Origin of the sequence: Pseudomonas sp. MWU318, assembly GCF_016756945.1 — a bacterium.
GTDB lineage: Bacteria > Pseudomonadota > Gammaproteobacteria > Pseudomonadales > Pseudomonadaceae > Aquipseudomonas > Aquipseudomonas putida_A.
Genome location: NZ_JAESJL010000004.1, coordinates 287981 through 302140 on the forward strand (window position 1 = coordinate 287981; position 14160 = coordinate 302140).

The window sequence follows — 14160 nt, forward strand, 5'->3', positions numbered from 1 at the left end:
AATGCGACACCAGATCCATGACCTGTTGGCCCCGGTGCCGGGGACCGCACGACAGATCCACAGCTTCCACTTCGGCCCGGAGCAGGCCCAAGGCAAGATCTACATCCAGTCCTCGCTGCATGCCGACGAAATGCCCGGCATGCTCGTGGCCTGGCACCTCAAGCAGCGACTGGCGGAGCTGGAAGCCGCCGGGCGCCTGCGCAGCCAGATTGTGCTGGTGCCGGTGGCCAACCCGGTCGGCCTCGAACAAGTGCTGATGGACGTGCCGCTGGGCCGCTACGAGATGGAGAGCGGGCAGAACTTCAATCGCTGGTTCGTCGACCTCAGCGAAGAAATCGGCAACGACATCGAGGGCAAGCTGGGCGACGACCCGCAGCGCAACCTTGAGCTGATCCGCACCAGCCTGCGCAACGCCCTCGCCCGTCAAACGCCCGGCACACAACTGCAATCCCAGCGCCTGACCTTGCAACGGCTAGCGTGCGACGCCGACATGGTGCTGGATCTGCACTGCGATTTCGAATCCGTGGTTCATCTCTACACCACGCCCGAAGCGTGGCCGCAGGTCGAGCCGCTGGCGCGTTACATCGAAGCCCAGGCCAGTCTGCTGGCCACCGATTCCGGCGGCCAGTCATTCGACGAATGCTTCACCCTGTTGTGGTGGCAACTGCAGGAGCGCTTTGGCGAACACTTCGAGATTCCGCTGGGCAGCTTTTCGGTGACCGTGGAATTGCGCGGCCAGGGTGACGTGAATCACCCAATGGCCAGTCGTGACTGCCAGGCCTTGATCGATTACCTGATCCAGTTCGATGCGATCGTCGGCGAGACCAAGCCGCAGCCACCCCTGCCGTTCCCCGCCACACCGCTGGCCGGCGTCGAACCGGTGACCACGCCGGTGGGCGGCTTGCTGGTGTACACCGCCACGGCCGGGCAATACCTGCAAGCCGGGCAACAGATTGCCGAAATCATCGACCCGATCCACGACCGGGTCACCCCCATTCATTGCACTGCCGCCGGCCTGCTGTACGCCCGCTCGCTGCGGCGCATGGCTACTGCCGGCATGGTGATCGCACACGTGGCGGGCGCCGAAGCCTATCGCAGCGGCTACCTACTTTCGCCTTGAGGATCTCTGTCCCATGTACAAATTGACTGTTGAAGGTCTGCACAAAAGCTATGGCGACCATCAGGTACTCAAAGGCGTTTCGCTCAAGGCCAAAACCGGCGACGTGATCAGCCTGATCGGCGCCAGCGGCTCGGGCAAAAGCACCTTTTTGCGCTGCATCAACTTCCTCGAACAACCCAACGATGGCGCCATGAGCCTCGATGGCCAGGCGATCCGCATGGTCACCGACCGCCACGGCATGCACGTCGCCGACCCGAATGAACTGCAACGCCTGCGCACGCGACTGGCGATGGTGTTCCAGCACTTCAACCTGTGGAGCCACATGACCGTGCTGGAAAACATCACCATGGCCCCGCGCCGGGTGCTGGGTTGCAGCAAGCAGGAAGCTGAAGACCGCGCCCGCCGCTACCTGGACAAGGTCGGCCTGCCGGCGCGGGTGGCCGATCAGTATCCGGCGTTTCTCTCTGGCGGCCAGCAACAGCGGGTGGCGATTGCCCGGGCGCTGGCGATGGAGCCGGAAGTGATGCTGTTCGACGAACCGACCTCGGCGCTCGACCCGGAGTTGGTGGGTGAGGTGCTGCGGGTGATTCAGGGTCTGGCTGAAGAAGGTCGGACAATGATCATGGTGACCCATGAAATGAGCTTCGCCCGGAAGGTCTCCAGCCAGGTGTTGTTTCTGCATCAAGGGCTCGTGGAAGAAGAAGGCGCGCCGGAAGACGTGCTGGGCAACCCGAAGAGCGAACGGCTGAAGCAGTTCCTCAGCGGGAACCTCAAGTAACCCCGGATCCCCTGTGTAGGAGCTGCCGCAGGCTGCGATCTTTTGATGTTGCCTTTCAAGATCAAAAGATCGCAGCCTGAGGCAGCTCCTACGCGGGGATTGCGGCGTGATTAAACCTTTCGCCAGTCGGCGCGGTCACTGAAGGAACACTTTCAGAGCGCACGCCAACGGTATGCCGACCTCCACCGACTTCGCAAAACTCTGGTTCAGCGCACGCAACTGGAAGCCGTTCGCCTTTCAAAAGCAGGTGTGGGCCGCCGTCAAACAAGGTCAGTCGGGGTTGCTCCATGCCAGCACCGGCGCCGGTAAAACCTATGCGGTGTGGTTCGCCGCGCTCAACCGCTTCGCCCGCATCAAACCCAGCGTTGCAGACAGCAAAAAACGCAAAGCGCCAGCCGAACCGTTGACCGTGCTGTGGATCACGCCGATGCGCGCCCTCGCCGCCGACACCGCGCGCGCCTTGCAAGCGCCGGTCAGCGATTTGCAGATTCCGTGGAGCATCGGTCTGCGCACCGGCGACACCAGCAGCGCCGAACGCGCGCGTCAGGGCCGACGCCTGCCGACAACGCTGATCACCACCCCGGAAAGCCTGACCCTGCTGCTCGCCCGTGCCGACGCCAGGACTGCGTTGTCGAGCCTGCGGATGATCGTTGTCGATGAATGGCACGAACTGCTCGGCAACAAACGCGGCGTACAACTGCAACTGGCCCTCGCCCGTCTGCGCCATTGGCAACCCGAGCTGATCGTCTGGGGCGTGTCCGCCACCCTCGGCAATCAAGCCCACGCCGAACAGGTGCTGATCCCACAGGGTGGCGGCATCAGCGTGCAAGGCCAGAGCGAAAAATCACTCAAGGTCAACACCTTGATCCCACCGGCCATCGAGCGTTTTCCGTGGGCCGGGCACATCGGTCTGAAGATGCTGCCGCAGGTTGTTGCCGAACTGGACGCCTGCGCCAGCAGCCTGGTCTTCACCAACACCCGCGCGCAGTCGGAAATCTGGTATCAGGCGTTGCTCGAAGCGCGGCCGGACTGGGCCGGGCTGATCGCGCTGCACCACAGTTCACTGTCCCGCGAGACCCGCGACTGGGTCGAGCAAGCGTTGAAGGACGGCAAGCTGAAAACCGTGGTCTGCACGTCGAGCCTGGATCTGGGCGTGGACTTTTTACCAGTGGAACGGGTGCTGCAAATCGGCTCGGCGAAAGGCGTGGCGCGGCTGATGCAACGCGCCGGGCGCTCCGGTCACGCGCCGGGGCGCACCTCGCGAGTGACGCTGGTGCCGACTCACAGCCTGGAACTGATCGAAGCCGCCGCCGCAGGCGACGCCGTGGCGCAACGACTCATCGAACCACGTTTGTCGCCGCACAAACCGCTGGATGTGCTGGTGCAGCATCTGGTCAGCATGGCGCTGGGCGGTGGCTTTATTCCCGAAGAGCTGTACGAAGAAGTCCGTGGTGCCTGGGCCTATCGCGACCTCACGCCGGCGGATTGGGCCTGGGCGCTGGCTTTCGTACGTCACGGCGGGATGTCGCTGACAGCCTATCCGGATTACCGCCGGGTCGAACCGGACGAACACGGTGTCTGGCGGGTACCCGATGCACGATTGGCACGCCGTCATCGCATGAGCATCGGCACCATCGTCAGCGACGCCAGCATCAACCTGAAATTCTGGAGCAAGGGTGGCGGCGGCAAGCAGTTGGGCAGTGTCGAGGAAGGCTTTATCGCGCGGCTGAAACCGGGCGACGGCTTTCTCTTTGCCGGGCGCCTGCTGGAGTTGGTGCGGGTGGAGAACATGACCGCGTACGTCAAACGCAGCACCGCGAAAAAAGCCGCCGTGCCGCGCTGGAATGGCGGGCGGATGCCGCTTTCCAACGAATTGGCCGCCGCTGTGGTCAGCCGCTTCACGGCGGCAGCGCGCGGTGAGTTCGCCGGCCCGGAAATGCAGGCGCTGCAACCGTTGCTGCAAACCCAGGCGCGCTGGTCGGGTCTGCCCACCTCCGACTGTCTGTTGGCCGAAGCGCTGAAATCCCGTGAAGGCTGGCACCTTTTCCTTTATCCGTTTGCCGGGCGCCAGGTGCATCTGGGGCTCGCCAGCCTGTTGGCTTGGCGCGTGAGTCAGCGCCAGCCACTGACGTTCTCGATTGCGGTGAATGATTACGGGCTGGAGTTGCTCAGCGCCACGCCGGTCGATTGGTTCGAGCAATTCGATACGGCACTGCTCAGCCCCGAGCATCTGCTACGCGACGTGCTGGCCAGCCTCAATGCCGGGGAGTTGGCGTTGCGGCGCTTTCGCGAGATCGCGCGGATCGCCGGGCTGGTGTTCGCCGGCTATCCCGGCGCGCCGAAAAGTACCCGCCAGGTACAGGCTTCCAGCGGATTGTTCTTCGAAGTGTTCAAACAATACGACGCTGACAACCTGCTGCTGGCCCAGGCCGGGGAAGAAGTCCTGCGCGAAGAACTGGATATTCGTCGTCTGGAACAGACATTGGAGCGGATCAACCGGATGAAACTGGACATGCACCTGATCAAACGTCCTACACCGTTAGGCTTTCCGTTGCTGGTGGAGCGCATGCGCGAAAGCATGAGTTCGGAAAAACTCGCTGACCGCATCCGGCGCATGGTCGGCGATCTGGAGAAATCCGCCGACAAGGGTCAAGCCTCATGAGTGCAGCGTATCCAGTGCGCCTGGCCGGTGAAGAACTCTGGCTGCTGCCGGAAAAGGCCCTGTACTGGCCGGCGCAGCAAGCACTGCTGATCGCCGATGTGCATTTCGGCAAGGCCGCGGCCTATCGCAGCCTCGGCCAGCCGGTGCCACAAGGCACCACGACGGCGAATATCGAAGTGCTCGAGCGCTTGCTGGCCAGACTGCCCTGTCGGCAGCTGATTTTCCTCGGTGATTTTCTGCACGGCCCCGGTTCGCATGCGGCGGGTACGCTGAATGCCTTGGCCGAATGGCGCGCACGTCATGCCGATCTGCCGATGACGCTGATTCGCGGCAACCACGACAAACGTGCCGGGGATCCACCGGCGGCGCTGAATATCCGCGTGGTTCCGGAGCCGATGCTGCTCGGGCCGTTTGCCCTGCAACACGAACCTGATCCGCATCCCGAACGGCATGTGCTGGCCGGGCATGTGCATCCGGTCTACCGGCTTAATGGCAAAGGGCGACAGAGTTTGCGCCTGGCGTGTTTCCGAATGGGTGAGCGATTGAGCCTGCTGCCGGCCTTTGGTGCCTTTACCGGTGGTTATCAGGTCGAGAAAGACGCTCATTGCAGGATTTTCGTCATCGGCGACAACGAAATATGGCCCGTCAGTTGAGGTCTTGGGCAAACCTCAGCCGACTGGCCATTCATGGAGTAGCGACTCAGGCCACTGGCGCGGGTGGTGGCTCGTCCGGCAGCGTCGGCTCGCCCGGTTCGGTCGGTTGTTCGTTGGGGGTATCGGGATCAGGCTGACCGGGAATCCCGCCGGCCATCTGAATAGACGGGTGTGCCAGCAGCGACCAGGCCAAAACGCCAACCTGATTGGGCTCAAGCCTTGCCAGTTGGGCGGTGATATGCGGATCGATCTTCATGCAACCTCCTCGGCGAAGGCCCGCTTTGCCAGAAGCAAAAACGGGCAGTACACCCCATAGAGTGTCTGCCCGCCAAAGAATTCCCGCGAACTGCCGGATGGATCAGGTACGCGGCAGGGTCACGCCACGCTGGCCCTGATATTTGCCGCCGCGATCCTTGTACGAAACTTCGCATTGCTCGTCGGATTCGAGGAACAGCATCTGCGCCACGCCTTCGTTGGCGTAGATTTTCGCCGGCAGGTTGGTGGTGTTGGAGAATTCCAGGGTCACGTGGCCTTCCCACTCAGGCTCGAGCGGGGTGACGTTGACGATGATGCCGCAACGCGCGTAGGTGCTTTTACCCAGGCAGATGGTCAATACATTGCGCGGAATGCGGAAGTATTCGACGGTGCTGGCCAGGGCGAAGGAGTTCGGCGGGATGATGCAGACGTCGCTGTGGATGTCGACAAAGCTGCCGGCGTCGAAGTTTTTCGGATCGACGATCGCCGAATTGATGTTGGTGAACACCTTGAAATGGTTGGTGCAGCGCACATCGTAGCCGTAGCTCGACACACCGTAGGAAATCACACGGCTGTCGTCGCTGCCGCGCACCTGGCGCTCGACGAAAGGCTCGATCATGCCGTGTTCCTGCGCCATGCGGCGAATCCACTTGTCCGATTTGATGCTCATGGCGGGTGTCCTGAATAGCGAGGTGGAAAAAATCTGTCCGGCATCTTACCGGGCGCGCCGCCGGGTTCAAAGTCCGCGCTGAAATTCTCGCCGAACACCCTGGAAATACAGGCTCTGGCGACGAACCGTCACACCGTCGATCCCTAAAACAGAGAAACCTTCGCAAGAAACATTGGCACGTTCCGGAAAAAGGGTTAAGGTGGCGCCACTGTGTTGCTTGTGTCACTGAGAATCTCTACACGATATGTTGAATTTCGATCCAACCATCTACAAGAATTTTTCCTGCTCTTTGCACTCAGTCTCGGCCAGGGTTCTTCCTGAGTCGCAGTTATCTTTGTTCAAGGAGTTACACCATGTCTAATCGCCAAACCGGTACCGTTAAGTGGTTCAACGATGAAAAAGGCTTCGGCTTCATCACTCCACAATCCGGTGACGACCTGTTCGTTCACTTCAAAGCTATCCAATCCGACGGCTTCAAAAGCCTGAAAGAAGGCCAACAGGTTTCTTTCATCGCTACCCGCGGTCAGAAAGGCATGCAAGCTGAAGAAGTACAAGTTATCTAACTTGTAGCTTCTTTAGAAAAGAGCCCCGCCCTCAAAGCGGGGCTTTTTTGTGGGCGTGTGTTTTTTAACGGCCACAAAAAAAGCAGCCCTCACGGCTGCTTTTTTTTTCGACTTGCCTTACCAGGCCACACCAAACCCTGCGGTGTAGCGGGTCTTGTTCAAATCTGCATCCTTGGTACCACTGATGATGTCGCGCTCAGCCTTGAGGTTGAGCGAGGCCCAGTCGGTGACCTTGTAGCGCAGGCCCATCTCGGCATCCAGCGCGTAGTTGGCTACGTCAGACAGCGGCTTGCCCAGTTCGCCATTGGTGAAGAACTCGACTTTCTTGCCGATCAGGTAGCGATTGTAATCCCACTTCATGGCGACCGAATAGAAGTTGTCCTTGCCGCCATCGCTGTACTCGTAATCGGTGCGGTTGAGCAGCGAACCGAGCGAGAACGCGCCCAGCTCGTCGTCCCAGAACTGGTAACCCGGACCGGTACCGACCACACGCTGACGCGACAGCTCTTCAACGTAGTCGCGCTTGTAGTTCAGGCGGCCCTGCCAGAACCATTTGTCGGTGAGGAAGCGGTCAAGTGCGTATTCGGCGCGCCAGTTATTGGTGGTGACCTGCTCGTCCTGCACTTCGCGGTTGTATTCGCCCTCGGCGGTGTGCCGCCAGCGGCCATGACGCGCGGTGGTCTTGAAGTCGATGTCGTAGTCGTCGGTGTCCTTTTCCGCACGCTGATAATCCAGCGCGAGGCCAACGTTACCCTTCCACACCAGATCCTCGACCACCGGTTTCGGCTTGAGAATTTGCTGAATGCTCGCCAGCTCGACGGTCTTCGGTGCCTCGCCGTTGGCCAGGGTGACCTTGCCGTCATCGGCAGCGGTCAGCGACTTGGCTTTTTCACCGTTGTAGGCGTCCTGTTTGACCAGCAGTTCCTGATCACTCTGCAGGGTCTTGACCTCTTTCCAGTCGATGCTGACCGCACCCGCATACTGGGTCTGGATCAGCAATTTGCCGCCATCGAAAACGGAAATCTTGCCGCTCAACTTGTCACCGTTCTTCAACCAGACGGTATCGGCAAGCAGCGGCGTGGAGGCACTGAAAACAGCAAGGCACAGCAAGGTTCTGGACAACATAAGCGGATCGAGGGCTCAAGTTTGCGAAAAAGGTCGGCATTATCCGTGGGAATAAGACCCTGACAAGGACTGACCGGGCGATTTCCATTGAGTTCATTTCTCATCTGGCCAACGAGCGATTACGCTTAAGCCCATCCACACGACTGATATTCAGGAATCGCGCAGGTGAAAGAGCCGAACCATCCCGATGAAAGCGAGGCGCAAATCCGACGCACGGCGCTTTATTCGACCCTTGCTCAAGTACCTGAAGGCAAGGTGGTCAGCTATGGTCAGTTGGCTGAACTCGCAGGGCTGGGGCGCGCCGCCCGCTGGGTCGGTCGGACCTTGAGCCAATTACCCGGCGATACCAAACTGCCGTGGCACCGGGTACTGGGTGCCGGCGGTCGGATCAGTCTGCCGCTGGGCAGCCCCTCGGGGGAAGAACAACGGGCACGATTACGCTCTGAAGGCGTCACCGTCCTGAACAATCGTGTGGATATTCAGCGCCATGGCTGGCGTCCGGTAGAGCACAGCGGTTAGAGTGCGCGCTTTGTTTTCGCAATCTTGAGGCAGACTTCAGCCCATGCCCCGTAAAACCTGGCGCGCCGCGCTCGCCGCCTATGCCAGTCCCTCGACGCTCGTGCTGTTGTTGCTCGGTTTTGCTGCCGGCCTGCCGTACATGCTGGTGTTTTCGACGCTTTCCGTCTGGCTGCGTGAGGCCGGCGTTGCCCGTGAAACCATCGGCTACGCCAGCCTGATCGGCCTGGCCTACGCCTTCAAATGGGTCTGGTCCCCGCTGCTCGACCAATGGCGCCTGCCTTTATTGGGCAAGCTGGGCCGCCGCCGTTCGTGGCTGGTGCTCTCGCAAACCCTGGTGATTCTGGGCCTGATCGGCATGGGCTTCTGTGACCCGCAGAAACACCTGTCCTGGCTGATTGCGATTGCCGTTATCGTCGCTTTCGCCTCCGCCACCCAAGACATCGCGGTCGACGCCTATCGCCTGGAAATCGCCGACGACAGCCGGCAGGCTGCGCTGGCGGCCAGTTACATGTCCGGCTATCGCGTCGCCGCCCTGTTGGCCACGGCGGGCGCACTGTTCTTCGCCGAAGGCTTCGGCTCCACCGGCTTCAACTATCAACATTCGGCCTGGACCGGCACCTACGCCCTGTTCGGCGTGTTGATGGTCCCTGCCCTGCTGACTTCGCTGCTGATGCGCGAGCCGCCGGTGCCACTGCGCACGCAACTGCAGGCCGGCCGCTACAGTTTCGGGCATCAACTGGCCTCGGTATTCGTGCTGATCGTGTTGCTGGTGTCGGTTCCGGCGATGTTCACCCAGCTCTACAACACCGATTTCGCCGGCGTGCTGTTCGGCAATATGAGCCCGCTCGACCTGTTGCTCGAAGACCGCGCCTTCCTGCGCGCCATCCTCTACACCCTGCTCACCGGCCTGTGCCTGTCGACCATGGGCCGTCGCGGCCTGGCGCCGGTGCTGACCCCGGTCAACGACTTCATCCTGCGCTACCGCTGGCAGGCGTTGCTGTTGCTCGGGCTGATCGCCACTTACCGGATGTCCGACACGGTGATGGGCGTGATGGCCAACGTGTTCTACATCGACCAGGGCTTCACCAAGGATCAGATTGCCAGCGTCAGCAAGATCTTTGGCCTGATCATGACCCTGGTCGGCGCCGGCATGGGTGGTCTGCTGATCGTGCGCTTCGGTATCCTGCCGATCCTGTTCATCGGTGGCGCGGCTTCGGCGGCAACCAACCTGCTGTTCGTGATGCTCGCCGACATGGGGCCGAACCTGAAGATGCTGGTGGTCACCATTTCGCTCGACAACTTCAGTTCAGGGCTTGCGACCTCGGCCTTCGTCGCCTACCTGTCGAGCCTGACCAACCTGAAGTTCTCGGCCACCCAGTACGCCCTGCTCAGCTCGATCATGCTGTTGCTGCCGCGCCTGATCGGCGGTTATTCCGGGGTAATGGTCGAGAAGGTCGGCTACCACAACTTCTTCATGATCACGGCGCTGCTCGGCGTGCCGACCCTGGTGCTGATCGCCCTGCACTGGTTTCAGGAAAACCGCCGCGAAGGCCCGACACCAACGCCCGAGCCTGTGCCGACCAGCGTGGTCGAAGAGTCGTAGGACAATTCAGATACGGCGGGAGGATTCCCGCCGTTGAGCCTCACCGCCGAGCGCAATCCTGTACGTCGGCAAATCTCGCCGGTACACTGCTCCGTCATTTCCAGTCAAAGCAACCGACAACGGCCAACCATGCGCACCAGTCAATTTTTGCTCGCCACACAGAAAGAAACGCCTTCCGATGCGGTCGTCGTCAGCCATCAGCTGATGCTGCGCGCCGGCATGATCCGCAAACTCGCTTCGGGCCTGTACACCTGGCTGCCGATGGGCTTGCGGGTAATGCGCAAGGTTGAAGCCATCGTTCGCGAAGAAATGAACGCTGCCGGTTCTCTTGAAGTGTTGATGCCGAGCACCCAACCGGCCGAGCTGTGGCAGGAATCGGGGCGCTGGGAAGAATACGGCCCTGAGCTGCTGCGCATCAAAGACCGCCACGGTCGCGACTTCTGCGCGGGCCCGACCCACGAAGAAGTGATCACCGATCTGATGCGCAACGAGTTGAGCAGCTACAAGCAGTTGCCGATCAACCTGTACCAGATCCAGACCAAATTCCGTGACGAAATCCGCCCACGCTTCGGTTTGATGCGCGGCCGCGAATTCATCATGAAGGACGCCTACTCGTTTCACGCCGATCAGGCGTCGCTGCAGGTCACCTACGACCGCATGCATCAGGCGTACTGCAACGTATTCACCCGTCTGGGCCTGAAATTCCGCCCGGTTGAAGCCGACAACGGCTCGATCGGTGGCGCCGGCTCCCACGAGTTCCACGTACTGGCCGAGTCCGGCGAAGACGATATCGTCTTCAGCAACGGCTCCGACTATGCGGCGAACATCGAGAAAGCCGAAGCCGTGCCACGGGAAACCTCGCGTCCAGCGCCGACCGAAGAACTGCGCCTGGTCGATACCCCAGACACCAAGACCATTGCCGCACTGGTGGAAAAATTCAATCTGCCGATTGAAAAGACCATCAAGACCCTGATCGTCCACGCCGAAGAGCCAGGCAAGCTGATTGCCCTGGTCATCCGTGGCGACCACGAGCTCAACGAAATCAAGGCCGCCCAGCAGCCAGGCGTTGCCAGCCCGCTGGTCATGGCTTCCGACGCCGAACTGCGTGACGCCATTGGCGCCGGTGCCGGTTCGCTCGGCCCGCTGAACCTGCCGCTGCCGATCATCATCGACCGCTCGGTCGAACTGATGAGCGACTTCGGTATCGGCGCGAACATCGACGACAAGCACTACTTCGGCGTGAACTGGGAACGCGATCTGCCGGTTCCAACCGTTGCCGACCTGCGTAACGTCGTGGCCGGTGACCCAAGCCCGGACGGCAAAGGCACCCTGGAAATCAAGCGCGGCATCGAAGTCGGGCACATCTTCCAGCTGGGCAACAAGTACAGCAAGGCGATGAAGTGCGAAGTGCTGGGCGAGAACGGCAAACCGGTCACCCTGGAAATGGGTTGCTACGGTATCGGCGTATCCCGCGTGGTGGCTGCCGCCATCGAGCAGAACAACGACGAGAAAGGCATCATCTGGAGCGACACCCTGGCGCCGTTCCAGATCGCTCTGGTACCGCTGCGTTATGAAACCGAGCAGGTGCGCGAAGCCACTGACAAGCTGTATGCAGAACTGACGGCGGCCGGTTTCGAAGTGTTGCTGGACGATCGCGACAAGAAAACCAGCCCGGGCATCAAGTTCGCGGACATGGAGCTGATCGGCATTCCTCACCGGATCGTGGTCAGCGACCGCGGCCTCGCCGAAGGCAACCTGGAATACAAGAGCCGCACCGAAGCCGAAGCGCAAGCGCTGCCGGTTGCCGATGTGCTGTCCTTCCTTCAGGCCCGTATCCGCCGCTGAATCCAGATAGAGACCTCATGTTCAAGCGAAACACCTTGGGCCTCGGTGGCGCCGCCTTGTGCGGCGCCCTGCTGGTCAGCGGCTGTGCCAATCAGATGTCACAGCGCAGCGAGCACGAAGAGCGGGTCGAGCGCAAACTGCTCGATCACAGCCTGCAGATCGATGTCGGTGAGCCTAAGGTGCTCGAACTGCCGCAGCGTCGCGTGAAAATCAACGAACAGAAGACCTTCGAAGTCACCGAGTTCGAAGTCACCCGTCGTTACGATCGCTACACGCCTTATCAGCCCTGGCGCGAAATCTACGAGATTCCGCTGGGCGCGGTGGCCGTGGTCGCCGGTATCGGCGCCAATGTGGTCAACGTATTCGCCCTGGGCAACCTGCCGGACAGCGTGACCAAGGACTGGTTGAACTACGGCATTGCCGGGGTCAACCCGTTCATGAACGTGCAGTCCCACGGTCGTGCGCAACAGAACCTGGCCGGTATCGATGAAGTCCAGCGCGACAAGCGCACGGAGTATTCGAGCCTGCCGTGGAGCGAGCGTCCGGTGCAGGTCAAGGCCGGCAAGCAGACCTTCGACATGACCACTGACCGCAACGGCGTGCTGCGCCTGAACCTGCTGGACAGTCCGTTCGCCGAAAATGACCTTAATCATATCGGCAAGCTGCAGATCAGCGTCGAAGACGGCAAGGATGACGTGCACAGCGATTCATCCCTGGCGATCAGCAGCCATTTGCGCAGCAAGTTGCTCGAAGCACACGGGTTGATTTACGACGATCTGGAAGACGACGAAGTGAGCCAGTGGGTCCACCGGGTCAAACGTCTGTCGGAACTGGGTCTGGAAGAAGAAGCCAGCGAGCTGGAACAAAGCCTCATTGAACTGACGCGCAACGATCCTGAGTTGCAGGCCGAGTTTCTCAAGTCGCTGACCAAGGATGCAGGGCGCCTGGTAGCGGATCCAGGACCGAATTAAAAGATCGCAGCCTGCGGCAGCTCCTACATTGGAATGCGTTCCCCTGTAGGAGCTGCCGCAGGCTGCGATCCTTTGCTTTTAATGATCTACCGCTCAAACAGCTCCATCTGCTCAAACCCACCGCGCAAATCCTCCAGCCTCACCCCCACCCCCAACAACCGCACCGGTTTCCCGCCCCGGTTGAACGCCTGCGTCAGCATCAACTGGTAACTGCCCAGATCGCGCCCTGCCCCGGCTTGCTCCAGTGTGGTCTGAGTAAAGTCATGGAACTTCACTTTGACGAACGGCTTGCCCGGGCGATAACTGCTGTCGATCCGCTCCATGCGGGTTTTCAGGGTTTCCAGCAGCTCCGGCAGTTTGTCGAGGCAACTGCGCAGATCCGGCAGATCGACGTCGTAGGTATTTTCCACGCTGATTGACTGACGGCGGCTGTCGTTGTGCACCAACCGATCATCGATCCCACGGGCGAGGCTCCACAGTCGCTCACCGAAACTGCCGAATTCGCGCACCAGCGCCAACTTGTCCCACTCGCGCAGTTGCAGGCAATCGACGATGCCGAGCTTGCCCAGTTTGTCGGCAGTGACTTTGCCGACGCCGTGCAACTTGCTCACCGGCAAGCCACTGACGAAATCCTCGACCTGATCCGGGGTAATCACGAACAACCCGTTGGGCTTCTTCCAGTCACTGGCGATTTTCGCCAGAAACTTGTTCGGGGCCACGCCCGCAGACACGGTGATGTGCAACTGATTGGAGACCCGCCGGCGGATATCCTGAGCGATACGCGTGGCGCTGCCGCCAAAATGCGCGCTGTCGGAGACGTCGAGGTAGGCCTCATCAAGCGACAGTGGCTCGATCAGATCGGTGTAATCGCGAAAGATCGTATGGATTTCCTTTGAGGCTTCGCGATAGGCCTCCATGCGCGGCTTGACGATGGTCAGGTCGGGGCACAGCTTCAAGGCATGCCCGGACGACATTGCCGAACGTACGCCATACGCCCGCGCTTCATAGTTGCAGGTGGCAATCACCCCACGCCGATCCGCCGACCCGCCCACCGCCAAGGGCTTGCCGGCCAGGTTCGGGTCGTCGCGCATCTCGATGGCGGCGTAGAAACAGTCACAGTCGACGTGGATGATTTTTCGCTGGGTCATGACAGAAAAGGAAACATGGCGAGCCGGAAACGCAGTATCTCACTCGCACCTGTATATAGCACCAGTGGTCTGAATGTTCTTTTCAGGTTGTAGGAAAACCACGATGAATTTATTTTCTCAATCGAGAATCATCGAACGATAGAGCTGAAAGCCTTGCCCCACCTGCCCTGCGCGCCCGTCTCCTGCACTGGAAAAAGCGCTAACCGATTGAACAGGAACAGATTTATCCAGATTCAAGGTTGACACCC

Annotated in this window: 13 protein-coding genes; 9 read left to right on the top strand and 4 right to left on the bottom strand. The window is 60.6% G+C overall.

Annotated features, from left to right (window positions below; all coding sequences use genetic code 11):
• The first annotated feature begins 1 nt into the window (after position 1).
• The 4 genes from JN524_RS12335 to pdeM all read left to right on the top strand — a co-directional run bounded on the left by JN524_RS12335 (position 2) and on the right by pdeM (position 5213).
• Entirely contained in the window at positions 2 to 1120 is a 1119-nt protein-coding gene (locus JN524_RS12335; protein ID WP_202369512.1) for a succinylglutamate desuccinylase/aspartoacylase family protein, read from the top strand.
• Between the two features lie 13 nt (positions 1121 to 1133).
• On the top strand, positions 1134 to 1898 hold the full coding sequence (locus JN524_RS12340) for an ABC transporter ATP-binding protein (RefSeq protein ID WP_003222314.1): 765 nt from the start codon (positions 1134 to 1136) through the stop codon (positions 1896 to 1898).
• 172 nt (positions 1899 to 2070) lie between these two features.
• On the top strand, positions 2071 to 4560 hold the full coding sequence (locus JN524_RS12345; RefSeq protein WP_202369513.1) for a ligase-associated DNA damage response DEXH box helicase: 2490 nt from the start codon (positions 2071 to 2073) through the stop codon (positions 4558 to 4560).
• The gene (gene pdeM, locus JN524_RS12350) at positions 4557 to 5213 is read left to right on the top strand and encodes a ligase-associated DNA damage response endonuclease PdeM (protein WP_202369514.1); all 657 of its coding nucleotides are present in this window, start codon (positions 4557 to 4559) and stop codon (positions 5211 to 5213) included. Before JN524_RS12345 ends, pdeM begins: the two co-directional genes overlap by 4 nt.
• A 46-nt stretch (positions 5214 to 5259) precedes the next feature.
• Here the strand turns inward: pdeM and JN524_RS12355 are convergent, their stop codons facing one another.
• Positions 5260 to 5469, bottom strand: a complete 210-nt coding sequence (locus JN524_RS12355; RefSeq protein ID WP_202369515.1) for a hypothetical protein — start codon at positions 5467 to 5469, stop codon at positions 5260 to 5262.
• A 102-nt stretch (positions 5470 to 5571) separates the two neighbouring features.
• On the bottom strand, positions 5572 to 6138 hold the full coding sequence (gene dcd / locus JN524_RS12360; RefSeq protein ID WP_003222308.1) for a dCTP deaminase: 567 nt from the start codon (positions 6136 to 6138) through the stop codon (positions 5572 to 5574).
• A gap of 353 nt (positions 6139 to 6491) precedes the next feature.
• Here dcd and JN524_RS12365 point away from each other — a divergent pair, with 353 nt between their 5' ends.
• Positions 6492 to 6701 (top strand): cold-shock protein, encoded by a 210-nt coding sequence (locus JN524_RS12365; RefSeq protein WP_002554837.1) that lies wholly within the window; start codon positions 6492 to 6494, stop codon positions 6699 to 6701.
• 117 nt (positions 6702 to 6818) lie between these two features.
• Here the strand turns inward: JN524_RS12365 and JN524_RS12370 are convergent, their stop codons facing one another.
• A complete protein-coding gene (locus tag JN524_RS12370; RefSeq protein WP_007961919.1) occupies positions 6819 to 7826 on the bottom strand; it encodes a DUF481 domain-containing protein in 1008 nt (335 codons plus the stop codon).
• A gap of 165 nt (positions 7827 to 7991) precedes the next feature.
• On the opposite strand from JN524_RS12370, the gene JN524_RS12375 reads away from it, so the two are divergent.
• The 4 genes from JN524_RS12375 (at position 7992) to JN524_RS12390 (ending at position 12764) form a co-directional block, all read left to right on the top strand.
• Positions 7992 to 8345, top strand: a complete 354-nt coding sequence (locus JN524_RS12375) for an MGMT family protein (RefSeq protein ID WP_202369516.1) — start codon at positions 7992 to 7994, stop codon at positions 8343 to 8345.
• A 43-nt stretch (positions 8346 to 8388) separates the two neighbouring features.
• Complete coding sequence (locus JN524_RS12380; protein WP_202369517.1) at positions 8389 to 9948, top strand: AmpG family muropeptide MFS transporter; 1560 nt, start codon at positions 8389 to 8391, stop codon at positions 9946 to 9948.
• A gap of 129 nt (positions 9949 to 10077) precedes the next feature.
• A complete protein-coding gene (locus tag JN524_RS12385; RefSeq protein WP_134785574.1) occupies positions 10078 to 11793 on the top strand; it encodes a proline--tRNA ligase in 1716 nt (571 codons plus the stop codon).
• 17 nt (positions 11794 to 11810) lie between these two features.
• Positions 11811 to 12764 carry a hypothetical protein gene (locus JN524_RS12390; protein ID WP_027614341.1) on the top strand — a complete coding sequence of 318 codons (954 nt, stop codon included), beginning with the start codon at positions 11811 to 11813 and terminating at the stop codon, positions 12762 to 12764.
• A gap of 86 nt (positions 12765 to 12850) precedes the next feature.
• Here JN524_RS12390 and dinB read toward each other — a convergent pair whose 3' ends face one another.
• Entirely contained in the window at positions 12851 to 13912 is a 1062-nt protein-coding gene (dinB, locus tag JN524_RS12395; protein ID WP_098967529.1) for a DNA polymerase IV, read from the bottom strand.
• Positions 13913 to 14160: the final 248 nt, after the last annotated feature.